General features: G+C 64.0%; 23 protein-coding genes and 1 tRNA gene. 15 read left to right on the forward strand and 9 right to left on the reverse strand.

Annotation, left to right across the window (positions count from 1 at the left end):
* Positions 1-35: 35 nt before the first annotated feature.
* Complete coding sequence (locus EYW42_RS06955; protein WP_135534526.1) at positions 36-935, reverse strand: DUF7351 domain-containing protein; 900 nt, start codon at positions 933-935, stop codon at positions 36-38.
* Positions 936-1,106: 171 nt separating this feature from the next.
* Between EYW42_RS06955 and EYW42_RS06960 the strand changes: the two genes are divergently transcribed.
* Positions 1,107-2,987, forward strand: a complete 1,881-nt coding sequence (locus tag EYW42_RS06960) for an ABC transporter ATP-binding protein (protein WP_135534527.1) — start codon at positions 1,107-1,109, stop codon at positions 2,985-2,987.
* Positions 2,984-4,945, forward strand: coding sequence for an ABC transporter ATP-binding protein (locus EYW42_RS06965; RefSeq protein WP_135534528.1), 1,962 nt, complete (start codon positions 2,984-2,986; stop codon positions 4,943-4,945). Before EYW42_RS06960 ends, EYW42_RS06965 begins: the two co-directional genes overlap by 4 nt.
* A gap of 9 nt (positions 4,946-4,954) precedes the next feature.
* Here EYW42_RS06965 and EYW42_RS06970 read toward each other — a convergent pair whose 3' ends face one another.
* On the reverse strand, positions 4,955-5,584 hold the full coding sequence (locus tag EYW42_RS06970) for a DUF7547 family protein (RefSeq protein ID WP_135534529.1): 630 nt from the start codon (positions 5,582-5,584) through the stop codon (positions 4,955-4,957).
* Between the two features lie 285 nt (positions 5,585-5,869).
* Between EYW42_RS06970 and EYW42_RS06975 the strand changes: the two genes are divergently transcribed.
* A complete protein-coding gene (locus EYW42_RS06975; protein WP_135534530.1) occupies positions 5,870-6,535 on the forward strand; it encodes a DUF7504 family protein in 666 nt (221 codons plus the stop codon).
* Positions 6,536-6,672: 137 nt separating this feature from the next.
* On the opposite strand, the gene EYW42_RS06980 is transcribed toward EYW42_RS06975, so the two are convergent.
* Positions 6,673-6,867 carry a cold-shock protein gene (locus EYW42_RS06980; protein ID WP_128476257.1) on the reverse strand — a complete coding sequence of 65 codons (195 nt, stop codon included), beginning with the start codon at positions 6,865-6,867 and terminating at the stop codon, positions 6,673-6,675.
* Between the two features lie 115 nt (positions 6,868-6,982).
* Between EYW42_RS06980 and EYW42_RS06985 the strand changes: the two genes are divergently transcribed.
* Together EYW42_RS06985 and EYW42_RS06990 are read left to right on the forward strand one after the other, a co-directional pair.
* Entirely contained in the window at positions 6,983-8,749 is a 1,767-nt protein-coding gene (locus EYW42_RS06985; RefSeq protein ID WP_135534531.1) for an ATP-binding protein, read from the forward strand.
* 77 nt (positions 8,750-8,826) lie between these two features.
* A complete protein-coding gene (locus tag EYW42_RS06990; protein WP_135534532.1) occupies positions 8,827-9,777 on the forward strand; it encodes an AEC family transporter in 951 nt (316 codons plus the stop codon).
* A gap of 144 nt (positions 9,778-9,921) precedes the next feature.
* Here EYW42_RS06990 and EYW42_RS06995 read toward each other — a convergent pair.
* Positions 9,922-9,995: transfer RNA gene (locus EYW42_RS06995), tRNA-Thr, on the reverse strand.
* A 12-nt stretch (positions 9,996-10,007) separates the two neighbouring features.
* Positions 10,008-10,496 (reverse strand): GNAT family N-acetyltransferase, encoded by a 489-nt coding sequence (locus EYW42_RS07000; RefSeq protein ID WP_135534533.1) that lies wholly within the window; start codon positions 10,494-10,496, stop codon positions 10,008-10,010.
* A gap of 197 nt (positions 10,497-10,693) precedes the next feature.
* On the opposite strand from EYW42_RS07000, the gene EYW42_RS07005 reads away from it, so the two are divergent.
* Genes EYW42_RS07005 through EYW42_RS07020 form a run of 4 tightly spaced genes read left to right on the forward strand, consistent with a single transcriptional unit; the run spans position 10,694 to position 14,722 of the window.
* A complete protein-coding gene (locus EYW42_RS07005; protein ID WP_135534534.1) occupies positions 10,694-11,806 on the forward strand; it encodes a branched-chain amino acid ABC transporter permease in 1,113 nt (370 codons plus the stop codon).
* Positions 11,803-13,191: a branched-chain amino acid ABC transporter permease gene (locus tag EYW42_RS07010; RefSeq protein WP_135534535.1), complete on the forward strand. Its 1,389-nt coding sequence runs from the start codon at positions 11,803-11,805 to the stop codon at positions 13,189-13,191. The genes EYW42_RS07005 and EYW42_RS07010 overlap by 4 nt, the downstream gene beginning before the upstream one ends.
* Positions 13,188-14,021, forward strand: a complete 834-nt coding sequence (locus tag EYW42_RS07015; RefSeq protein WP_135534536.1) for an ABC transporter ATP-binding protein — start codon at positions 13,188-13,190, stop codon at positions 14,019-14,021. Before EYW42_RS07010 ends, EYW42_RS07015 begins: the two co-directional genes overlap by 4 nt.
* On the forward strand, positions 14,018-14,722 hold the full coding sequence (locus EYW42_RS07020; protein WP_135534537.1) for an ABC transporter ATP-binding protein: 705 nt from the start codon (positions 14,018-14,020) through the stop codon (positions 14,720-14,722). Before EYW42_RS07015 ends, EYW42_RS07020 begins: the two co-directional genes overlap by 4 nt.
* 153 nt (positions 14,723-14,875) lie before the next feature.
* On the opposite strand, the gene EYW42_RS07025 is transcribed toward EYW42_RS07020, so the two are convergent.
* The 4 genes from EYW42_RS07025 to mct all read right to left on the reverse strand — a co-directional run bounded on the left by EYW42_RS07025 (position 14,876) and on the right by mct (position 18,745).
* Positions 14,876-16,174: an ABC transporter substrate-binding protein gene (locus EYW42_RS07025; protein WP_135534538.1), complete on the reverse strand. Its 1,299-nt coding sequence runs from the start codon at positions 16,172-16,174 to the stop codon at positions 14,876-14,878.
* Positions 16,175-16,251: 77 nt separating this feature from the next.
* Complete coding sequence (locus EYW42_RS07030; protein ID WP_135534539.1) at positions 16,252-16,821, reverse strand: CBS domain-containing protein; 570 nt, start codon at positions 16,819-16,821, stop codon at positions 16,252-16,254.
* 283 nt (positions 16,822-17,104) lie between these two features.
* Entirely contained in the window at positions 17,105-17,425 is a 321-nt protein-coding gene (locus EYW42_RS07035; protein WP_135534540.1) for a DUF5785 family protein, read from the reverse strand.
* 120 nt (positions 17,426-17,545) lie between these two features.
* Complete coding sequence (gene mct / locus EYW42_RS07040; protein ID WP_135534541.1) at positions 17,546-18,745, reverse strand: succinyl-CoA:mesaconate CoA-transferase; 1,200 nt, start codon at positions 18,743-18,745, stop codon at positions 17,546-17,548.
* Positions 18,746-18,897: 152 nt separating this feature from the next.
* On the opposite strand from mct, the gene glmS reads away from it, so the two are divergent.
* The 6 genes from glmS to citE are packed head-to-tail and all read left to right on the forward strand — an operon-like array spanning position 18,898 to position 24,285.
* Positions 18,898-19,335 carry a methylaspartate mutase subunit S gene (gene glmS / locus EYW42_RS07045; RefSeq protein WP_135534542.1) on the forward strand — a complete coding sequence of 146 codons (438 nt, stop codon included), beginning with the start codon at positions 18,898-18,900 and terminating at the stop codon, positions 19,333-19,335.
* The gene (locus EYW42_RS07050; RefSeq protein ID WP_135534543.1) at positions 19,336-20,781 is read left to right on the forward strand and encodes a methylaspartate mutase subunit E; all 1,446 of its coding nucleotides are present in this window, start codon (positions 19,336-19,338) and stop codon (positions 20,779-20,781) included.
* Positions 20,771-22,036: a methylaspartate ammonia-lyase gene (locus tag EYW42_RS07055; protein ID WP_135534544.1), complete on the forward strand. Its 1,266-nt coding sequence runs from the start codon at positions 20,771-20,773 to the stop codon at positions 22,034-22,036. Before EYW42_RS07050 ends, EYW42_RS07055 begins: the two co-directional genes overlap by 11 nt.
* Complete coding sequence (locus EYW42_RS19455; protein ID WP_161972921.1) at positions 22,029-22,199, forward strand: hypothetical protein; 171 nt, start codon at positions 22,029-22,031, stop codon at positions 22,197-22,199. The genes EYW42_RS07055 and EYW42_RS19455 overlap by 8 nt, the downstream gene beginning before the upstream one ends.
* On the forward strand, positions 22,196-23,254 hold the full coding sequence (gene mch, locus EYW42_RS07060; RefSeq protein WP_135534545.1) for a 2-methylfumaryl-CoA hydratase: 1,059 nt from the start codon (positions 22,196-22,198) through the stop codon (positions 23,252-23,254). Before EYW42_RS19455 ends, mch begins: the two co-directional genes overlap by 4 nt.
* A complete protein-coding gene (citE, locus tag EYW42_RS07065) occupies positions 23,251-24,285 on the forward strand; it encodes an L-malyl-CoA/beta-methylmalyl-CoA lyase (protein ID WP_135534546.1) in 1,035 nt (344 codons plus the stop codon). Before mch ends, citE begins: the two co-directional genes overlap by 4 nt.
* The last annotated feature ends 21 nt before the right edge of the window (positions 24,286-24,306 follow it).

Below are 24,306 nucleotides of genomic sequence, written 5' to 3' on the forward strand. Positions count from 1 at the left end.
GAACCGGTCTGAGGACCGTTTTATCGGATCTCTCTTCACCGGTCGGTGGTGTGACGCTGCACGTTTCGAACCGTCGCGTCCGGCGCGATTTCGGCGGTGATGGTTTCGCCCTCGTGCGCGAAGATGATCTCCACCCTCGGCGGGTCGTTCGCGACGATCTGCGAGTCGAAGCGGTCGAGGCGACTCCACGCTCGGGACGGGTGCCCGGAGAGCAGGTCGAGGCCGTGGTCCAAGAAGAACCCCTCCACCTCAGGATGATGGGTCACCAGGGTCGAACCGGAGAACCGCATTCCCCCGCCGCACTGCCGGCATTCGAAGGTGATCTGTGTGGGCTTCGGGTCGGACTCAGTACCCCCGGGATGCCGTTCGAGTCTCCCGTCCACGCGGCCCGCACAGACGTGACAGAACCCGGCGGTGGTCTGTTGGACGAGGTGACGTAGCCACCGCGCGAACGCCACCGGGAGTTCGTCGCGGTCGAACTGGTCGAGACTCCCTGGCGGGAACGGGAACACGGCACCCTTCTCGCACGCTCGACAGTGAATGCGAGCGCGCTCTCTGAAGTACTCCGCGACCATCGCGCCGCCGCACAGAAGGCAGTCCCAGTCCAGCGGGATCGCGTCGACAGTCGCGTCAGCGGTATAGGTTCCCGCGAGCATCGCACCGACGATCTGCTCGCCGGCGTGCGTGAGTTCGTAGTCGCCGTCTTTCCGGACGAAAGAGCCGAGTAGCTTCTCCAGGTGGTAGTTGAAGTTCCCGCTATCGTCGATGTCCGCCCGCTCCCGGAGTTCCGAGAACGACAGCGGTTTCTCGGGCGTTTCGCCGAGCACGCGGAGTATTTCGATGCGCACGCCGTTCCCGAGCAGGCCGAACACGTCCTCCGGCGACCGCCGTTCGACGGTCACAGAGTCGTCTTCGGCCGGCGGTTCGTCGAACATGTTCCAGTTCTCAGCCCTGCCGATAATCAATCTGTGGTGAGGGCCGAAAGTCGGTCGCGGAGAACGCAACGCCAGTGCAGACGGTCATAGTTGTATTATAATTTACAGTAACGCTCTACAGATTACGTTTATCTCGATGCAGTCGCTGTATCGGAACCACCCCTCGCAGATATGACTCAGTCGCAGTCTCCAGTCGGCTACGTCCTCGACAGGTTCGCGAAACCGCGATGGCGGCGGTTTGCGCTCGGTATCGGCCTGCTCGTCGCGGCGGTGTTCCTCCAGCGCGTCCCGGCGCTCGTCGTCGGTGTCGCTCTCGACGCGCTCCTCCTGGGAAGCCAGTCGTACACGCTTCCATTCGTTCCTTCGGCGTGGATCCCGGCCGCTCCGGCCGGGCAAGCCGTACTCACTGTGAGCGTTCTCGGTACTGCCGTCGCCGCGGAGAGCGCCGCCAAGTGGTACGGAAGCCTCGTGTACGAAACGGCCTCACTGCGGACGCTACACGAGATCCGGGTCGTTGTCTACGACACGGCTGCGTCGCTACCGATGCCGTTCCACGACGACCGGGACCGCGGCGACGTCCTGAGCGTCGTCAACGACGACGTCGATAACCTCGGGGACCTGTTCGCGGGCGGCCGCGACGGTCTGCTGTACGGCGGTAGCCTCGTTAGCGCGTTCGCGTTCATGGTCGCCTTGAACTGGCAGCTCGCGGCGCTCCTCTTGGTGGTGCCGGTCGCGCTCGTGGCCACCGCCCGCGTCTACGCCGCGTTACTGGAACCGCGGTACGACGCCGTCCGCGAGAGCGTGGGGGCCGTCAACGCCCGGATCCGAGACGCGATCCAGGGGTTGAGCACGGTGAAAGCGTTCACGGGCGAATCCACTGAACGCGCCCGGGTCGCCGACGCCTCGAACGACTTCAAGGAGTCGAAGTGGGCGGCGATCCGACTCCGCGTCGCGTACAACGGCATCTCGTGGTTCTCGGGGACCGTCGGCATCTGGGGGCTGTTCCTCCTCGGCGGCTACTGGGTACTCGCCGGTCCGCCCGCGTTCTTCACGGCGGAGCTGTCTGCGGGCAGCCTGCTCACGTTTCTCATCTACGCCGAGTCGTTTCTCGACCCGACCCGCCGGCTTGCTGTCCAGGTCGTCGACAAGGTCGAGAGCGCGCAGGCGTCCGCCCGGCGCGTCGCCGAAGTACTCCGATACGACACCGAAACCGAGGACGTCGACGCGTCGGAGATAGACGTGACTGCGGGGCGCGTGGAGTACGACGATGTTAGCTTCGCGTACGAGAACGCTGACCGCCAGGGCGGGCAGGACGGCGGGACGCTCGCCGATGTCTCGTTCACCGCCGAACCGGGGGAGTTCGTCGGCGTCGTCGGGCCGACTGGGGCCGGTAAGTCTACCCTTCTACAGCTGTTGTTCCGGTTCTACGAGCCGGATGCGGGTACCGTGTGCGTCGACGGCCAGGACGTCACGACCGCTGACCCTGCGAGTCTCCGGGAACATGTCGGGTACGTCAGTCAGACGCCGTATCTGTTCCCCTGCACCGTCGCGGAGAACGTCGCGTACGGTGACCGCGACCCCGACCGCCGAGAAGTCGTCGCGGCGGCGGAGGCGGCCGACGCCCACGAGTTCGTCACGGACCTCCCGGACGGCTACGACACCGAGGTCGGGGAGCGCGGGGCGAACCTCTCGGGCGGGCAGCGACAGCGCATCGCTATCGCCCGCGCGCTTTACCACGACCCCGAGATACTCGTCTTCGACGAGGCGACCAGCCACGTCGACAACGAGACCGAAGCCGCGATCAAGCGACGCCTCTCGGCGTCGTCCGGCGACCGAACCGTGTTTGCGATCGCTCACCGCCTCTCGACGGTTCGGGATGCTGACCGCATACTCGTCCTCGACGACGGGGAGGTCGCGGAGTGCGGTACCCACGACGACCTCGTCGCTGTCGGCGGCGTCTACGCGACGCTCTGGCGCATCCAGACCGGCGCTATCGCCGCCGCCAGGGCCGACGATACTCGCGGGCAAGCCGAACCGGAGGCGGTCAAATGACGGACGACACGACCGCCGACATCGCTGACGATGCGTCCGCCGACTACCCGCTACTGAGACTCATACGCCGGTACGGCCGAGCGGATAGCCACTATCTTGCGGCCGGCGTCGGGTTCGACGCCGCGAAATCGTTCATCGGGTTCGCGGATGTCTTCATCGTCGGACTCGCCATCGACGCGCTGTTCAACGGCCAGCCGCTCGCGCTGCCGTTACTCCCCGACGCCTGGACGCCCTCGGACCCGCTCCCAATGCTCGTGTTCGTCGGTGCGCTGCTGTTCGCGGTAAACGCCGTGACCGTCCTCGGCGGCTCCCTCGCGGAGTTCAGTTCCGGCGTGTTCGCCCAGCGGCTCCTCCACCGGATCCGCGTCGACACCTTCGACGCTTCCCTGGACCGCGGGCTCGACTACTTCGACACTCACCGCACTGGTGACGTCATGAGCGCGCTGAACGACGACGTCAACCAGCTTGAGACGTTTTTCACGGTGTTGCTCGGCGCGGCAGTCTGGATCGCCGTCACGCTCGTCGCCGCGCTCGTCTACATGTCCGTGCTGAACTGGCAGCTCGCGGTCTTCGTGCTTGCGTCCGGCCCGCTGGTCGCGGCAATCAACTATCGGTTCGCGCGGAGGCTCGAACCGCTACAGGACGCCGTCAGAAGAGAGCGCGGCGGGTTGAACGCGCACCTCGAAACCAGCCTCGACGGCGTCGGCGTCGTGAAGGCGTTCACCGCGGAGGACCACGAGCGCGACCGCGTCGAAGACGCCTCGCTGAACCACTTCCGTGCGCGCTTCCGGGCCAAGCGACTGGCGGTCCGGCAAGCGCCCCTGAACCGACTCGTCGCGGGCGCGTGGTTGCTCGCGACGCTCTCTATCGGGATCTACTGGATACTCGTGGAGCCGCCGTTCGTGTTCTCGGGGCCGCTGACCGCCGGCGAACTCGTCCCGTTTCTGTTCTACATGGAGCGAGTCACGCTCCCGCTGAAGAACCTCAGTGGAGTCATCGACGGGTACAAATCCGCGAAAGCGGCCGCAAAACGTATCGACGGCCTCACGAGCGGCGGGGAGCGCGACGGCGACGAACGCCGAACGGACGCCCGCGAGAGTGAGGACGGAAGCCCTGGGGATGACTCCGCAGCGGTCGAGGACGGTCGCGTTCGCTTCGAGGGCGTGACGTTCCGCTACTCGGACGACGACCAGCCTGCGGTCGAGGACGGTCGCGTTCGCTTCGAGGGCGTGACGTTCCGCTACTCGGACGACGACCAGCCTGCGGTCGAGGACGTCCGTTTCGGCGTCGATCCCGGGGAGACAGTCGGGATCGTCGGCGCGACTGGCGCGGGGAAATCTACGGTCGTGAAGCTCCTGCTCGGACTGTACGACCCCGACCGCGGAACCGTGTCCGTGGATCGCGAACCCGTCCGGAACGTTCCGGGGCGGCGTCTCCGGGACGCCGTCGGGTACGTAAACCAGGACTCGTTTCTGTTCAACGGTACCGTCCGGTACAACGTCGCGTACGGCGCTGATGACGACGTGTCCGACAAGCGGGTCCGCGAGGCGGCGCGTCTGGCAGGCGTTCACGACGACATCAAGGCGTTACCCGCTGGCTACGACACCGAGGTCGGCGATCGCGGCGTGAAGCTCTCGGGCGGTCAGCGACAGCGTATCGCCATCGCACGCGCCGTCGTTTCCGACCCAAAGATACTCGTCCTCGACGAGGCGACCAGCCACGTCGACACGGGGACCGAACGGATCGTCCAAGAACGGCTCAGAGAACTCGTCGAAGACCGCACGACGTTCGTAGTCGCACACCGGTTATCGACGGTGCGGACGGCCGACCGTATCCTCGTGCTCGACGACGGCGAGATCGTCGAGCGGGGCACGCACGAGGAACTGCTCGAACACGACGGTGCATACGCTACCCTCTGGAACATTCAGGTCGGGACTATCGATGCCCCTGCCGGCTGATCGCTCCGATTACTCCTCGCCGTCCTCGCCCTGATCGCCGTTCCCGTCTTCCCCGCCGTCGTCTCGATACTGGTCGCGCAAGGAGTCTAGTTCGGCGTCGACATCGACCTTGACTCCTTGGTCGAGTTCCTCGTCGTCTGCGTCCGTGTCCGTGTCCTCGTACTCGTCGAGTCTGTGGTCCTCCTCGGTCGCCTCGCGGAGGCGACGGTCTATCTCGGCGCGGAGGTTGCGGGCGTCTTCGAGGACGGGACGGGCGGGCGAATCCTCGGGGAGTTCCCCCGACTCGATTGCAGTCTGGAGGTCGGCGAGCGCGCTATCGACCCGTTCGAGCGTGGACTGACTGAGGTCAGCCGCGCGGTTGCGGGCCTCGGTACCGCGCTGGCGGGCGTTCTCGCCTGTTCGTGCCAGCCGGATCGCCTGCTGAAACGCCTCGAGGATCCGGATGTTCGCCTCCAGAACGGCGATGACGGCGGGGAGAGCCGCCTCGTCAGCGAACTGGAGTACTTCACCGGGACGGGGCGGACGGGGGAGCCCCAGCGGACCGCGGGGCGGCTCCACGTCAGTTCTGAGTTCGCGGAGGGCGTCAGCCAGATCTTCGGCTGCCCGGGCGATGTCGTCGTCGGGCGTCGCATCGCTCATACGCTTGCTTCGGTCGGCACTGCCAAAAACCGACTGGTCGGTGCGCGTCTACAGCCTCGGAAACGGCCGTTTCCCCGGGTCTCGGCCCCACTCCTTCGAAATCGCTTGACAGCGGCAGCCATTGCCTGTTTCCACGATTTGAACCGGATCCCGCTCGCCAACTAATACAGTCCAAGCAGATTTAAGTCGTATCTGAAGAATTCCAGAAAGCCATCGAGCATAGACATTCCGATAAAAAATTTGGCCGCAATATTTATTGTATCCTGTTCTCTATTTACTGAAAGAATGCACACCGAGCATGGTGGGGGTGTTCCGGAGAGTACGGCTTTCTCTCAGGAACTAGCGGCGCTGAAACGGGAGGGGAGCAACATTCTATTGGTGGGTAACGAGTGCCAGGATTCCCACGTCCTCGCCTGCCGCCGTCTGCTCGGTGACGCCAGCGACGACCCCCGACATCGACTGCTCGTTTTCACGGATGGATACGACGCCCGCGAACGCTTCTCTGACGGTGCCAGCGACGATACGAGGGTCATCTTCAAGCAGGTTGAGGAACCAACTGCGGATCCCTGTTTCGAGGAGTCGGTCGTCGACAGTCGGCTCCTGAGCGCGCTCGGCAAGGAAATAATCACATCGATAGACGAATTCGAAGAAGGAAACGACGGTCTCGACCCGGGGCAACTCCGGATCTGCGTCGACTCGCTCGTCTCGCTACTCGACAATCACTCCCCCGAAAACGTGTTCCGCCTGCTCCACATGGTGACATCGCGCGTCAGGCAGGCGTCGGGAATGGGACATTTCCATCTCAGCGTCGACCGAGACTCGGACGCCGTCCACCTCCTCGAACCGCTGTTCGACGCTATCGTCGAGGTTCGGACCGAGGGCGAGGTAACCCAACACCGCTGGCATCTCCGCGACGGGGAAGTGTCCAGCGGGTGGATCAGACTCGAATAACGGTTAGTGCGATACTCGGAAGGAAACGGCCCTGTCGGACACGCGTCGCGACGCTGTTCCGTAGCCGAACTGCCGATACGGTAGGCTAACGGTCGTTTGAAATACTGTGTTCTCTCGCCGATTCTCTTCGGGTTCGTCTACAACCGTTCGAGGTTTTTGGCCCGCGGGCCTTTGTCCGCCTGCTCTATCTCGAACTCGACTTCCTGTCCCTCTTCGAGGTCAGGTCCGCCGATGTCCTCCATGTGGAAGAACACGTCTTCGTCTGCGTCCTCTGTATCGATGAAACCGTAACCGCCAGTGTCGTTGAAGAAATCGACCGTACCTTTCGCCATTGCACGAGAAAAGAGGGCGCGCTTACTAATAATACTTTCCTGCGGACCGGAGGTGTCCGGCCGTTGCGGAGACGCGAAGTTCTTTACGCTGGGAGGAGACAGGGGCAACGAGCGAATGACTGAGAGCCAACACGTCACCGTCGGTGAGCTTCAGGCGGCGGACGACGACCACGGGACGGACGTCACATTGCCGGTAGTGCAACTGCTGACCGGCCGCGGGTTCGTCACCGGGAAAAGCGGTAGCGGGAAGAGTAACACCGCGAGCGTTATCGGCGAAGAACTACTCGAAGCGGGCTATCCGCTCCTGATCGTCGATACCGACGGGGAGTACTACGGGCTGAAAGAGGAGTACGAACTCCTTCACGCGGGCGCGGACGAGGAGTGTGACATCCAGATCGGCGCGGAACACGCCGAGAAGATAGCCACGCTCGCTCTGGAGGAGAACGTCCCCGTCATCCTCGACGTATCGGGCTACCTCGACGAGAACGAGGCCGACGAACTCATCCGCGAGACCGCGCGGCACCTGTTCACGAAAGAGAAGAAACTGAAGAAGCCGTTTCTGCTCGTCGTCGAGGAGGTCCATGAGTACATTCCGGAGGGCGGCGGCCTGGGCGAAACCGGCCAGATGCTCATCAAGATCGGCAAACGCGGACGCAAGCACGGGCTAGGGATCGTCGGCATCAGTCAGCGCCCGGCGGACGTCAAGAAGGATTTCATCACGCAGGCTAACTGGCTAGTTTGGCACCGCCTGACCTGGGAGAACGACACCAAGGTCGTCGGTCGGATCGTCGACAGGGAGTACGGCGAGATGGTTTCGGATCTGGGCGACGGCGAGGCGTTCCTCCAGACGGACTGGACCGAGGCTGACGTGCGTCGGATCCAGTTTCGACGGAAGCGCACGTTCGACGCCGGAGCGACGCCCGGACTAGACGATTTCGAACGGCCGGAGCTCAAATCCGTCAGCGAGACGCTGGTCGGGGACTTACAGGATATCACAGAGCAACAGGAAAAACAGCGTAACCGCGTGGCCGAGTTGGAGTCGAAACTCGAACGGAAGGACGAACGGATCGCCGAACTGAAAAGCGAACTGGAGTCCGCCCGCGACGTCTCCGCCGCCGCCAGGAAGATGGCCAACGCCTTCCGACACGGCGACGTCGAACCGGAGGACACGCAGCAGACGGAGTTGCCCACGGGCGATGCGGCCGAGCAGCAGCGCGAGCGGATGGAGACGCTCGAATCCGACCTCGGCGACGCCCGCGACCGAATCGCGGAACTGGAGGCGGAGAACGAGCGGCTACGGTCGGAGAACGAACGGCTCGCAAAGCAGGCGGACAGACCGGAAGTCGACGCGCTGGAGGACCGCGTCGACGAGCTAGAAACCGCGCTCGCGCGAAAGGAGATTAAACTAGAACAGTACCGCGAGTTCGCTGATCGTCAGCGACAGTCGAACGAGGCCCCGTCGCCCGGTACGTCGGCCGACCTGTCATCCGCCGGGTCGGCTGGTTCCTCGACTACCGCGTCGGCCGACCCCGCAACGAACGAGGAACGGGCCAACCAAGCCGCCCAGCGCTCCGATGACGGCGGGAGCACGACGGACGACGATATGGCGTTGCTTCGCTCCGACCCGGTTAGCCGACGAATCGCGTTCGCCCGCCGGGAGTCGCTGTGTAACGAGGACTACGCCTGGGACGTTCTGACGCTGCTCGCGAGCAACGGCCCGCTGGGGTCCCGGGAGATAGAACCCCGCGTGGACGCGCAGATGGAGTCGGTACGTAGCCTCCTCACCGAACTCCGAACGGATTCGCTCGTGACGCGCGACGGCGACGGACGCTACGATTTCGACCGTTCCCGGCTGCGACGCATACGGCGAGAAGAATCCTGATGACCGCTGCGCGACGGACGACCCTGGGCCCGTCTGACTCGAAAGCTTTGTGAGACGACCCCGACTCGGTGTACGGTATGTCGCTGCTTTCGGCGCTGACCACGTCGATACTGCCAGTTCTCTCGGTCGCCGGCGTCGGCTATCTCCTAGGGGTCTTCCGGGAGGTGGACGTGGACCCGCTGGCGACTATCACGCTGTACGTGCTGACGCCGGCGCTCGTCTTTCACAGTCTCGTCACGACGCCCATCGCGCGCGGGACGGCCGCGACCCTGTTCACCGGAGTTACCGTCTTCACCGTAGTAATGGCCGGGGTTGCGGAGGGGTACGGCCGTATCACCGGTGAAGGGCCACCGACGCTCGGTTCGCTCGTCTTGACGAGCGCGTTCCCGAACGCGGGCAATTACGGCATCCCGCTGTCGGCGTTCGCGTTCGGCACTATCGGCCGTAGCACCGCGGTGCTTTTCATCGCGGTGCAGTCCGTCCTGATGTACACCGTGGGCGTGTACGTCGCCTCGCGAGGACAGGCCGGATCGACTCGCGACGCCGTGACGAAGGTGTTCGAACTCCCGCTCGTCTACGCCGTCGTGGCCGCCGCGACGGTGCGGGCGGCCGGTCTGGTTCCGCCGGCTGACGCGACGGTGATGCAGACGCTCAAACTCACGGGTGACTCCGCTATCCCAGTGATGCTGTTACTCCTCGGTATCCAACTCGCCAACACGACGTACGGGACCGCACTTTCCCGAGTGACTCCCGCCGTAGTGCTGAAGCTACTCGTCGCGCCCGTTCTCGCCGTCACCGTCGCCGCCGGGATCGGTCTCGGCGGGGATGTCGGCCGGGTGTTTGTTCTGGAGTGTGCGATGCCTGCCGCGATCACGCCGCTGATGCTAACTGTCGAGTTCGGCGGCGACGGTGACGAGCTTTCCGCCGCTGAGTACGTCAGCACGGCTATTCTCGTCACGACTATCGGGAGCGTTCTGACGCTTACGGTGTTGATATCGCTTCTGCAGTCCGGCTCCCTGTTGTGGTAGATATTGCCGTCTCCTGGGGCCCTCGCGTTCGTCCCGAGAAGAGCCAGGGGTGGAATATTGAACTACGCCGCCGCGCTCTCCGCTCGCGCGTCGTCTACCTCAAATCCCACTGTAGGCTCACGCCTCGCAGTGCTCGGCGAGAAGAGCCAGGGGTGGGATTTGAACCCACGAATTCTCGATTACAAGTCGAGTGCTTGAACCGCCCAAGCTCCCCTGGCGCTACGCGTTGCTTACCCGTCTTCCTTTGAGTGATTGTCGTTTTCGGTCGAGAGCGGTTTCTCCAGTTCTACCCGATGCGTATCGTAGCCGTGCCGGCGGTAGAACCGTCGGCCGGCGTCGTTGTTGTCGAGGGCTTCTAGCGCAACGACATCCGCGCCGGCGTCTTCGAGACCACTCTCGGCGGCTTCGAGCAGGGCCGTCCCGATTCCGCCGTTGCGGGCCGACGGTCGGACGAACAGGTTGCTGATGACGCCTCGCGTAACGGTTTGGTCGTAGGTGCCGGTTTCTAGCTGATACGTGACGAACCCGAGGATCTCGCTGTTCTCTCTCGCGACTATCGCTCGACCAGTCACGACGTTGCGCGCGAGTTGTTCACGGACTGATTTCTTGTTATCTTCGGCTAATATGTGCGATCCGTGCCCTTGTTGTTCGGTAGCCAGTGTCACCCACAGGTCGACGAGCGCGTCGACGTCGTCAGTCGTAGGTCGTTCGATAACCATGCTATGAGAGTACCGACAGATCGGGCGAAGACGGTACGATCACGATCGAACGGTAGCAGCATAGGTGTTACTACTCGTTGTTGAAGTTGGGTTTTGACGGTTCTTTTCGTTAAAGATCGTTGGTCCGATCATCTAGTCGTTCTAGGAAAAGTTATTATGAGTCCGGAATTCCAGAGAGAAGTAAGGAGTGTTGTAACATGGGTGTGTCAGAAAGCTATTCGCGCGGGCGGCAGTTCGTCGTTGAGCAACCGCTCGCGTTGGTCGTCGGGTTAGTTGTGATATGGATGGCATGGTTCCTCGTCGAGGGACTGGTAACCGGACGGTTACAGGTCAACAACGTCCTGGGATACCTCTGGGACGGGCTGTTACGCGGACTGATCATCGGCCTCGCCGGGATCGGTCTCTCGATGACGTACAGTATACTCAATTTCGCTAACTTCTCGCACGGCGATTACATCACGTCAGGTGCGTTTGCCGGGATGGCCGTTTCGTACCTCGTCGCCGGTTTTGGCGAGGCTGACATCGGATCGTTACTTCTCGTCGGTGCCGGTGGGTCGGTGTTCGGTGGTGCGCTGGGCGTCGGCATCGCCACGTCGCCGATAGGAATCATCGCAGGAATGGTCGTCGCAGCTATCGCGACGATAGCGCTCTCGCTTGCGATCGACAGGTTCGTTTACAAGCCCATCCGCGACGAGAGCGGCATCGCCCTGCTCATCACTAGTATCGGTGTGGCGTTCGCGCTGCGCTATCTCATCGTGTTCGTGTTCGGGTCGCGCGTTCGCGGAACCACCGCGGCCGGTAGTCAACCGCAACTCCGCCTGGTGGCCGTCGACGGCTATCTCACGATAAACGCACACGACGTCACGCTGCTGGTCGTGGCCGTCGGGCTGATGCTCGGGGTCCACTTCCTGCTTCAGCGGACGAAACTCGGCAAGGCGATGCGCGCCATGTCGGACAACGAGGACCTGGCTCGCATTACCGGTATCCCGACCGAACAGGTCGTTCGATCGACCTGGATCGTCGGCGGGGGCCTCACCGGTGTCGCCGGGTACATGTTCGTCCTCTGGAAGGGGACGATCGGGTTCAACGACGGATGGCTGCTGTTGTTACTCATCTTCGCCGCCGTCATTCTCGGTGGGATCGGATCGATCTACGGCGCTATTGCCGGTGGCATCGTCATCGGACTGACGGCGTCGATGTCGGTCATCTGGATCCCGTCCGAGTTCGGCCGCGCTGCAGCGTTCCTCGTGATGATACTCATTCTCCTGTTTAAACCACAGGGGCTCTTCAGTGGGAGGACGACAGCATGAGCGAGAGCAGCCTCCGGAGCCGGTTCGAAAGCCTACTCACCAGAGATCCGGGTCTCGTGATCGCTGTTCTCGGTGCGATCTACCTTGCGTACATCCTCGCGGGGATCGTCTTCGGCTTCACCGTTCGAGGTCACATGAACTCCCTGGCGAATCTCACGTTCTACATCGCCGTGTTCGGGATGCTCGCGCTGGCACTGAACCTCCACTGGGGGTACACGGGCATGTTCAACATCGGCGTCGTCGGGTTCATGGGGATCGGCGTCTACGTCACCGCTATCTTCTCCAAACCCCCGGCTGCTCAGGGCGGCGCGGCCCAGGTCGGTGGTCTCGGACTTCCGCTCGGCGTCGGCGTCGTCGCCGGCGTTCTGGCGGCCGCGCTGTTCGGTGCGATCGTCGCCTTACCCGCGTTGCGTTTGCGCGCTGACTACCTTGCTATCGTGACTATCGCGTTCTCGGAGATCATGCGGTTCACGTTCATGTCGTCGACGTTCGAGACGTTCACCGTTCCGGACACCTTCGACCTGACTATACTCGGAACGACGCTGATTAGCTTCGACCCCGTGGCCGATACGGTCGGCTTCGGCGGCGGTAGCGGGCTGATCCTGAACTACGCGTCTCCGCTGGAGGCGCTTTTGAAGTTCCTGTTCCTCTGGGACCCGTATCTCGGCCTCGTCGATTTCGTCGGCGAGTACGCTATCCAGACCAATCCGAAACCGGTCGTCGATAGCCTGGTGTACGGGCTCCTGTTGCTGGTGGTCGTCGGCATCTACTACTGGCTGCTCACCTGGACCGGCGAGTCGCCGTTTGGTCGCGTCCTGAAGGCGATCCGCGAGGACGAGGACGTTGCGAACGCGCTCGGGAAAAACACTGACGTGTTCAAACTGAAAGCGTTCGTTCTCGGATGCGCGCTGATGGGCTTTGCGGGCGTCCTCTGGTACGCCGGCCGCGGGTCCATCACGCCGCCCTCGTTCCGACCGAACATCACGTTCTTCGTCTGGATCGCGCTCATCATCGGTGGAGCAGGGTCGAACACCGGAAGCGTCCTCGGCGGTGCCGTCTTCGCGGCACTGCTCTACGAGGGCCCGCGATACATCAAGAACCTCATCGAGGCGGCTATCGACATCGGCGATGGGCCGGGAAGCTTCGGACAGGCGATGGCAGCATTCGGGTCGTTCGACCCCGTCCCGTTCCTGGTGTACACGCTGAACAGTATCAGCCAACTCCGGCTCGTCATCATGGGCGTCGTGTTGATCTACCTGATGCACAACCGGCCGGAAGGGATGTTGGGTCACCGGAAGGAAGTCGCATCGAGCATCGACCTGTCGCGGCCCGAAGGTAGCGTTCACGAGGAACCAGCCGCGACCGACGGAGGTGAGAAAGAATGAGCGAAACGACAGAGACTGGAGAGCGGACGACCGCCCCGGACGATGATGCACAGGGACGCGCGCGCTACCCGCTACAAGTCGAGGGACTTCGGAAGACCTTCGGCGGTATCGTCGCCGTCGACGACATCGCGTTCGAGGTCGAAGAGGGGTCGCTGACCGGCCTCATCGGCCCCAACGGGGCCGGGAAGTCGACGACGTTCAACCTCATCACGGGGATGAACGACCCTGACGCCGGTACGGTCCGGTTCAACGGGGAGGACATCACGGGCCGTGCCCCCCACGAGATAGCCAACCGCGGGTTGGCTCGCACCTTCCAGATCGCCCGCGAACTGGAGGAGATGACCGTACTGGAAAACATGATGCTCGCTCCGAAGAACCAGCAGGGCGAGAAGCTCTGGCGCTCGATCACGCCCGGCGTCCGCGACAACGTGCGTCGACAAGAGGAAGAGGTGCTGGAGCGCGTCTGGGAGGTGCTCGACTTCTTCGAGATAGAACACCTCGCCGAGGAGTACGCGGGGAACCTCTCGGGCGGCCAGCGGAAACTGCTCGAAATGGCCCGCGCGCTGCTGACCGACCCCGACATGTTGCTACTCGACGAACCGTTCGCGGGCGTCAACCCGACGCTCGAAAAGCGGTTGCTCGACCACATTCACGAGCTCCGTCAGGACGGCTACACGTTCCTCATCGTCGAGCACGACATGGATCTCATCATGAACAACTGCGAGCGAGTGGTCGTCATGCACCAAGGGAAGATACTAATGAAGGGTACGCCGGCGGAAGTGAAAGAGAGCGAAGACGTCATCGAAGCGTATCTGGGGGGTGAAGTATGAGCCTACTGGACGTTCAGGGTCTCGACGCCGGATACGGGGACCTGCAGATCCTCACCGATGTCGACCTGCACGTCGACGAGGAGGAGTACGTCACTATCGTCGGCCCGAACGGTGCCGGGAAGTCGACGATGATGAAATCCGTGTTCGGCCTGACGACGCATATGGACGGAACGGTAACGTTCGCGGGAGAAGACATCACTGCCGCCCAACCGGAAGACATCATCCACAAGGGAATGGGGTACGTCCCGCAGAGCGACAACGTGTTCGCTGGACTGTCCGTACAAGAGAACCTGGAGATGGGCGCGTACATACTAGACGACGTCCCGCAGGACGCGCTTCAGGACGTGTACAACCGCTTCCCGATCCTGGAAGAACGGAACGCCCAGAAGGCAGGGACCATGAGCGGTGGTCAACAACAGATGCTCGCGATGGGTCGCGCACTGATGTTAGACCCCGACTTGCTGTTGCTCGACGAACCGAGCGCCGGTCTCGCTCCCGACCTGGTCGACGAGATGTTCGACAAGATAGACGAGATCAACGAATCGGGAACGGCTATCCTGATGGTCGAACAGAACGCGAAAGAGGCGCTCCGGCGATGTGACCGCAGCTACGTGCTCGCAAACGGCGAAAATCGCTTCGTCGACAGCGGTACGACGCTGCTGAACGACGAGGAGGTGCGGCGGGAGTTCCTCGGCGGATAGGCCCGCCCGCGTTCGAACACGCTTTTCCTTTTCCGCTGAGACGTACCGGTCGATGCTATTCACGCATGCACTGTACGTCCCTGTCCGACGACGGACGGGGAACTGACGGGGGAGCCTCAACGAAAAAAACAGCCGTGTCGGAAGCCGCAGGAGTTAGCTCGACAGAGCGTCCTGAATGACCGAGGAGTAGGAGGATTCGCCCTTGTTGAAGCTGACCTGGTTCGTTATCTCGCCGTCGAACTCGTTCTCGAAGACATCGCTGAACCGCTCGGATAGCTGCTGGCCGTAGTCGTTGTTGACGTACAGCGTGGCCGCCGATTCGGCCTCCAGACGATCCGAGGCGACCTGGGCCATGACGCGCCCCTGAAGCAGGTCGCTCGGTGCCGTTCGGTAGATGTAGTCGTTGTCGTCGAGATTCGTCACGGACAGCGCCGTACTGGACGGCGAGCAGCCGACGACTTCGTTGGGGATGAACACCTCCTGCGACACCGGGACGTTGACGCCGGACGACGCGGACCCGCAGATCGCGGGAACGCCCGCGCTAACGAGCGATTCTGCACCGCTGACACCCTGGTCCGGGGAGGTGTTCGTGTCCTCGTAATGCTCGTTGACCGTCAGGTCGAGCCCCGACTCGTTCACCTGCTTGATCGGCAGTTCGGCGGCCTGAATCATCGGAACACCGACCGACGCCAGGTCACCGGTCTCGGGCAGGAGGATACCGACGTCGACCTCTCGGCCGAGACCGCCGGGCGAATCGTCCGCCGAGGGGCCCGCACCGTCGGGGTTGTCGCCCTCGAAGTTCTGGGTATCTAACGTGTTGATGCCGTCCATCCCATCGTACTCCCAGATGGAGTAGGCCGCGGAGGCTGGGTCTCCGGCCTCGTTGAAGTTCGTCGCGGACGACGCGCCCTGGAAGTTGATGTTCTCGCCGTTGGCGGCCGCCTCGACGGCGTCGAGGTACTCGCCGGGTCCGTATTCGGTTCCGTCAGGGTTGGCGATGCGACGCATCTGGTCGCGGATCGCCGTCCCGTTGTTCTCGCCGGCCGCGACGTTGGCCAGGACAAGGAGAGCGACCGAATCGTACGACTGGGACGTGAACACGCCCGGGCTCTCGTCGTACTCGTCCTCGTAGATACTGTTGAACGCATCCTGGTTCGGACCGCCGGCGGCCGGTGCCGTACCGGTGAGGTTACTCATTTCGTTGCCGACTTCGTTGGGCAGGTCCTGCTGTCGGAGACCGTCCGGAACGATGATGTCTTCCTCGCCGTCGGACTCGTCGTAGTAGTCCCGGAACAACTGGATCCCGCTCTCCGGATAGCCGATAACGTTGAGGATGTCCGGGCCGCCGCCGCTGCCGTCGCCGCTCAGGTCGCCAATGCAACCTGCGACTCCAGCAATGCCAGTAACACCTATTCCCTTCAAAACGTCACGCCGCCTCGTACTCCGTGGCATGTCTCTTCATATCGGACCATATGTTATAAGTGTGACTCCTATTCTGGAATCATTCATATATATGGAACTGTAACAAACTATAATTCACGACACTCGGCACACACTAACTGGCCGTTGGCTTCGCGAAGCGTGTCGGCGAGGGACCCACACGTCTCACAGACGCTCTGGTCCGAGTATGCCCGCTCACCGTTCGCCACCGTGTTTGCTCTGCGGTCGTGGGAGTTTTCCACGGCCGAACGGGCTTGATTCGCCGTTTCAGGTCGGCGGAACGACGCGGCGGCAGCGATAACGTCACGGGCGGTCAACACTCCCTGTATCTCGTCGGCGTCCGTCACGACCAACCGTCTGACGTTCTCGCTCGACATCTTTCCCGCGGCGTTGCGAAGACGTTCGTCGGGAGCGACAGTGAGAACGGGCTCAGACATCACTGACGCGACCGTCGTCTCCCCGGGAGCGGCCTCGTCTGCAACCACACCGAGTACGTCCCACTCCGTGAAGATACCCACGGGGTCGCTTCCTCGGAGGACGACGACGCTCCCGGCTTCCTCCTCGCGCATGAGTTCTACTGCTCCCTGAACCGTATCGGATTCGCTCACGCCGACGTACTCTCTGGTCATCACGTCTCGGATCGTCACGTCGGTCTCCATATGCGGACTGTTACCACGGTATGTCTAAAATCTACCCCCGCTACCTTTATGCGATTCAGCGACGAAGATCCGTGATCGGAAGCAAACGCGGAGGCTGCTATCGTCCCTGGCCCGCGGACATAGATAGTCCCTTCCGTCTGCCGTAATCTATCGCGGCCCTACCCGTCCGTCGTCACAGATCCCGGACCAAGCCGACGCGACAGATCCCGACGCGCTCGCCTAGCGTGGCTGTTACTGTCGAACCTGCGTTCGGTCGAAACGCCGGGAAAATTGAACTGCCGATCTACGCCGGATTCGTTCCGGGATCGTCGCCTTTCGGGTGGTACTCCCAGAAGTTGCCGGCGCGCATCGCGCGGCCGACGCCCTTGTGGAACGAGACGATGTCCTCGAACTCGTCTTCCTCGACGTATTCGAACACGTCCTCGACGCTGACGACGCGGTGGTGGTTGAGACGGAGCGGTTCGTCTCCGTGTTCGTCGACGAAGGCCGCGACGTCGAGCGGGAAGTCCTCCTCGTCGTCGAGTTTCTTCGCCAGTATCGCCATCCCGTACTTGCGCTTCCCTTCGCTGCCCTTGTCGTCGTCCGGGTCGTGGGGCCAGTCCATACGCGGGTGTTGGACGGGCGTCGCAAAAGGATTACTCTTACGCGGTGTCGATGCCGCGGCAGTTCTCGATGCGCCGCCGGAGTCGCTACCCTCTGGGAAACCCCGCTTCGGCGGAGACGGTCAGTCGTCGCCGGCTTCCGGAGATCGCCCCGAGATATCGCCGGCCGGCCCCGAACTCTCGCCGAGTATCTCTCTCCGGTGTTCGTCGAGCAGTGGAGCGCGGCCGCCGGGTTCCGGCGGCGTTTCGGTCATCTTGATCGGCGATCCGGCGATGGTAACTTCACGGTCCGCGCCCGGCTGCTCGACCGGGACGAGCATCTCGCGGTCGCGGACGTGAGCGTCCTCGAACACGTCGGCGGTGGTCTGGACAGGCGCGACCGGAATGCCGTCGAGCGCATCGAGGACGCCGTCTGTCGGGCGTGAGGCGGTCCAGTCCGCGATGGTGTCCCGGAGCGATTCGCGGTGCCGGAGGCGGCTCTCAGGATCCGGGTACTCGGCCGCGAGGTCCGGGCGGTCCATCGCTTCACAGAGCGTCTGCCAGTGCGCGTTTCCGAACGCCGCGACGACGACGTGGCCGTCAGCGGTTTCGAAGGCGTTGTAGGGAAACAGCGTCGGGTGGGAGTTCCCCTGACGAGTCGGCGCGTCGCCGGTGTAGGAGTACTGGTACACTGTCCGCTCGCACAGCGACACCATCGCATCGTACATGCCGGTGTCGACGTACTGTCCCTCCCCGGTCCGGTCGCGGTAGTGGACCGCTCCAAGGATCCCCACGGCGTTCAATACGGCGGTGAAGAGGTCGCCGATGCCAGGGCCGACTTTCGTGGGCGGGCCGTCCTCCGGGCCCGTGATCTCCATCACGCCGCCGAGCGCCTGGGCGACCAGGTCGAACGAGGGTTGTCCCTGTCGATGCGTTTCGCCCGTTCGTGGGTCGCCGAACCCGCGGATAGAACTGTAGATAAGCTCCGAATTACGCTCGGTGAGCGTTTCGTATCCGAGATCGAACTGTTCCATCGTGCCCGCGCTGTAGTTCTCGACGACGATGTCCGCGTGTTCGACCAGGTCGAGGAAGGCCGCACGGTCCGTTTCGTCCCCGAAATCGAGTTCGAGACTCCGCTTGCCGCGGTTGACGCTCTGGAAGTACCCTCCGTACGCTTCCGATTCGGGGTCGTCCACGAACGGCGGATTCGACCGTATCAGGTCTCCTCCCGGGCGTTCGACCTTTACCACGTCCGCGCCCATATCCGCGAGCAACATCGTACAGTACGGTCCGGCGAGCACTTGCGTCAGATCGAGCACGCGCAAGTCGTCGAGCGCTCCCATGGCCAGGGGTCCGAGGGGAGCGGTGAAAAAAGCACGTTATAGATCATGATGAATGTGGTTGTGTGTCACACCGGTGTCCAAACGTGTTTAATGAGTATTGTCATGATAGACCATTAAGTTTATCCGGAGCTCTCTCGTCCGCACTGATACCGATGGCCCAGACAGTCATCCTCGGCGTGATCGGTTCCGACGCCCACGTCGTCGGGATCACGATCTTGGAACAGACGATGGAAGCGGCCGGGTTCGACGTCGTCAATCTCGGCGTGCAGTCATCACAGCAGGAGTTCGCCAGCGCGGCGGCTGAACACGACGCCGAGGCTGTACTGGTCTCTTCGCTCTACGGCCACGCCGAACAGGACTGCCAGGGCTTCCACGAAACTCTCCGTGACGCGGGCACCGATGCAGTGACCTACATCGGCGGGAACCTCGCGGTCGGACAGAACGACTTCGAGGCGACGCGCGAACGGTTCCGCCGCCTCGGGTTCGACCGCGTCTTCGACTCCGAAACCGACCCACAGGAAGCTATCGCTGCTCTGCGACAGGACCTCGGACACAGAAACGCGGAGACGGAGGAGCGGGTCAGCGCGTAGATGATACGCGACGAACGCCTCCCCTCCGGCGAGTTGCAACGAATCGACGAGGCGGTCCGCGGGAACTGGCACACGGGCGACGACGTGGACTTCGAGGAAGCGGTCGCGTACCACGAGTCGCTCCCGCGGGAGAAGCAGTTCGCCCGCGTGCTGGAAACGGCGGACCGTCCGCTCCTTCAACCGCGTGCCGGCGTTCCGTGCCTCGACGACCAGATAGACCTCCTCCGACATCTGGAGCAGGACGGCCTCGCTGACCTGCTCCCGACTACCATCGACTCGTACACGCGGGACAACGAGTACGGAAAGGCAAAGCAGGGGCTCGAAGACGCCCGAGAGTCGGGCGACGACACGCTCAACGGCTTCCCGGCGGTCAATCACGGCGTCTCCGGTTGTCGCGAACTGATCGAGGCGCTCGACCGACCGATCGAGGTCCGACACGGCACCCCCGACGCCCGCCTGCTGGCGGCGGTGACGTTCGCGGGCGGGTTCCAGAGTTTCGAGGGCGGTCCCGTCTCCTACAACATTCCCTACACGAAGGAAGGGAGCCTGGAACAGACCATCGAACACTGGCAGTACGTCGACCGCCTCGCCGGCGCGTACACCGAACGCGGCGTGCGGATCAACCGCGAACCGTTCGGGCCGCTGACCGGAACGCTCGTCCCGCCCTGCATCGCCATCGCGGTGATGCTCGTCGAGGGACTGCTCGCGGCCACGCAAGGCGTCCGGTCGCTCACGCTCGGCTACGGCCAGGTCGGCAACGTCGTGCAGGACGTAGCCGCGCTTCGCGCTCTGCGGGAGCTGGGCGAGGAGTTTCTCCCCGACGAAGTCACGGTTACAACCGTCTTCCACGAGTGGATGGGCGGGTTCCCGCCCGACGAGGCGCGCGCGAACGGCGTCATCGGCCTCGGCGCTGCTACCGCCGCCATCGCGCGACCGGACAAAGTCATCACGAAGTCACCGCAGGAGTTCCAGGGCGTTCCAACCAAGGAAGCGAACGCCGCGGGGCTCCGTACCACGCGACAGCTGATCGACATGCTAATCGAGCAGGACATCACCATCGACGGTATCGGCGAGGAACAGGAACTCATCGAACGGGCGACCCGCTCGCTGATGGACGCCGTGTACGAACACGGGGACGGCGATGTCGCCCGCGGCGTCGTTCGCGCGTTCGAATCAGGCGCGCTTGACGTCCCGTTCGCCCCCAGCGACAGCGCGGCGGGGGACGTTCTCCCGGCGAGAGACGACGACGGCCGGGTCCGTATCTTCGCGTTCTCGGATCTCGCCGTCTCCGACGAGACGAAAGAGATCCATGAGACGCGACTCGACGACCGCGCCCGGAGCGAGGACCGGGACCGCTCGTTCGCGATGGTCGCAGACGACGTGGACGCGATCAGCGACGGGAAACTCATCGGCCGTCCCACGGGGGGAGAGACCGATGCGGATTGAAGCGGTCAGCGCGGTCCCCGCCGTCTCGGGCTTTTTCTTCGACGACCAGCGAGCGATCACGGCCGGGGCTGAGCAGAACGGGTTCTCGTACGAAGGCGATCCCGTGACGCCCGGGTTCGACAGCGTCCGCGAGGCGGGCGAGGCGCTCACCGTGGACCTCGAACTCTCCGACGGCACGGTCGTCTCGGGCGACTGCGCGGCCGTCCAGTACTCCGGTGCGGGCGGTCGGGACCCGCTGTTTCGCGCCGAGCGCTACGCCGATGTCGTCGAGGGACGCGTCGCCGATGCGTTGACCGGCCGCGACCCGGTGACGTTCGCCGAGAACGCGGCGGCCGTCGAAGGCCTCACGTCCCCGGACGGCAACTCGCTCCACACCGCAGTTCGGTACGGCGTCTCGCAGGCGCTGCTCGCCGCCGCGGCCCACGCCCGCAAGGTGACGAGGACGGACGTGCTGGCAACAGCGCTGAACGCGACGCCCGCCGACCGTCCAGTTCCGGTGTTCGGCCAGTCCGGAGACGCTCGCCGCGACAACGCCGAGAAGATGCTGATAAAGGGCGTTCCGGTCCTCCCGCACGGCCTGTTCAACAGCGTCGAGAAGGTCGGCCGGGACGGCGAGAAACTCGCCGACTACCTCGACTGGCTCTCGACCCGCGCCCGGGAACTCGGCCCCGACGAGTACGCGCCGCGGTTCCACGTCGACGTGTACGGCACGTTCGGCGACGTGTTCGGGCCGCCGTACGACCGGCCTGAGATAGCGGACTACTTCGCCGACCTCCGCGCCGCCGCCGCGCCGTATCCGGTCCAGGTCGAAGGGCCGATGGACGCCGGCGGCCGGGCAGAGCAGATCCACGCAATGGCGGAACTCCGGGACGCTCTGGCCGACGCGGGCGTCGACGTCGACATCGTCGCCGACGAGTGGTGCAACACCTTCGACGACGTGCGGGCGTTCGTCGACGAGGGCGCGGCGGACGTCGTCCAGGTGAAGACGCCGGACCTGGGCGGCATCCACCGAAGCGGCGAGGCCGTTCGCTACTGCGAGGGAACCGACACCCGGGCGTACCTCGGCGGCACGTGCAACGAAACGGTGACCTCTGCCCGCGCCTGCGCTCACGTAGCACTGGCGACCGACGCCGCGCAGGTGCTCGCGAAACCCGGCATGGGGTTCGACGAGGGGTTCATGGTCGTCACCAACGAGATGCGGCGGGCGCTCGCTCGCCGCGACGGCGCGACGCGGGAGGTGACAGCCGATGACTAGAGAGGAGCGAGAGGACGAAGCGTTAGCAGAGTCCTCGGAAAGGCGAGCGGGGAGCAAAGCGACCCGCGAGAATGAAGCGTTAGCGGAGTCCTCGGTAAAGCGAGCGGGGTGCAAAGCGACCCGCGAGCAAGGGAATCGCGGCACCGAAGGTGTCCGCCAATGACTGAATGGACCGACCCCGACACCTTCGCCGCCGCCCTCGACCGCGCCGAGACGCTGGAGAAGGGCAACTACTTCGAGGCGTTCGGTGAGGGCGACGAGATAGCCCACGACGCCGGGATCCGCCTGTCCCGCCACGGCAACGACCAGTGGATGAGCCAGACGCTCAACCACGACCCGACGTACTGGCGAACCGACGCCGCCAGAGAGCGCGGGTTCGACGAACCGCCGATCCACCCGGACTACCTGCTTGCCTGTACGATGGGGCCAAGCGTCGAGGACCTGAGCGAGAAGGGCGGCTACTTTCTCGGTCGTGACGGCGTCCAGTTGCACGACCCTGAGGTTTATCCGGGGACTGAACTCCGCGTGGAGTCGACGGTCGAGGCGACGCGCTCGTCGAGTTCGCGCCCCGAGTACGGCATCGTCACCTGGGAGACCCGGGGGAGAGACGCCGAAACCGGCGAAATCCTGCTCTCCTACGAGCGGACGAACATGGTCCCGCGGCGGGAACCGCTCGAAACGGACGGCGGCGAACCGGCGTCCGACACCGTCTCTGACGAGGACGACCCGCCGTCGCTCCCGGGCGAACTGATCGTGCCCGACGGCCCGTCGTTCGCGGACTTCCGAGCGGTGCTCGACCGCGCTGAGGACCGCGACGCCGCCGTCGCGTACCGCCACGAACGAGGGAGGACGATGGACGACACGCTCGTCTCCGGGCTCCCCCTGTCGACGCTGAACACCGCGAAGCAACATCACGACACCGACTACATGGCCGACTCGCCGTCTGGCGACATCGTCACCTACGGCGACGTGACGCGCTCCATCGCACTGGGCCACGCCCGCTCCGACGAACGGACCTACCGCGAACTGGCGTACGGTGACGAGCGGTTCCATACGTTCGTCACGCCGGGCGACACCGTGTCCGGGTTCACGCGCGTCCTCGGCGCTGATCCGGACCGCGGCCCGGCCGACTGCGGGCTCGTACGATTCCGTCACGTCGCGTTCAACCAGAACCGGACGCCGGTCTACTCCGGCACCAGAGAGGCGATCATCCGATGACACGACTCTGTCGAACGTTCCAGACCGCACCGGCCGCCGTTCCGAAAGAGAACTCGGCGAAATACCTCGACTCCGGGCTCGACGCGGAAGGGTTTCAGGCCCCCGACTGGCTCGTGCCGGACCTCGAAGACGGTACCGCTCCGAACCGGAAAGACGAGGCGCTGGAAAACACCGTCGAGCGGCTCCGCGGCGGGGTTGACTTCGGCGGCGAGATATGGCCTCGCGTGCAGTGGGGGTACGACAGCGAGCGAGACAGGAGCCGGGGCCGCGAGGAGATCGAGACGCTCGTTCGAGAGGCCGGCGACGCTATCGACGGCGTGGTCGTGCCGAAAGTCGGCCGCGCCGAGGACGTCGAACGCGCCGCCAGCGCCGTCGCTGAGGCCGAACGCGAGTACGGCCTGTCCGACGGGAGCGTGGAACTCTCGGTCATCGTAGAGACGGCTCGCGCGAAGTCGGACCTCCGCGAGATAGCGCGGTTCGGCGGCGATTCGCGGCTCGCGGGTCTCGTTTTCGGACCCGTCGACTACACCGCGGAACTCGGCGGACGGGCCATCGACGGTGACCGTCCGATGTGGGACGGTCTCCTCGCCGACCTCTCGAACGAGGCCAGCGCGAACGACCTCGTCGCGGTCGGCGGGCCGTTCGACGACCTGTTCCGCGAGCGCGCCGGCGTCCGGTTTTACAACGGCGACGCCTACGCCGACCAGGTCGAGCGCGAGGCGACGGTCGGCCTGGACGGTAGCTGGTCGCTCTACCCGAAACAGACGGTACAGGCGAACCGGATCCACATGCCCACAAGCGAGGAACTCCGGCGCGACGTGAGCAAGATAGAGCGGTTCGAAGACGCGAAGACCGAGGGGACCGGAGCCGTCACGCTCGACGGCCAGATGGTGGACGAGGCGACGTTCAAGAACTTCGCAAACACGGTGCGGACGGTCCACCGCATCGATGCCGTCCGGCCGGAACAGACGGCGACAGCGTACGACGAGAGCCTGTTACGGCGGGCGCTCGACCTCGACCCGGCGTGGTAGCACAGTCGGCCCTCGTCCCGC

The sequence above is a fragment of the Halostella pelagica genome, assembly GCF_004762015.1.
GTDB classification, from domain to species: domain Archaea; phylum Halobacteriota; class Halobacteria; order Halobacteriales; family Natronoarchaeaceae; genus Halostella; species Halostella pelagica.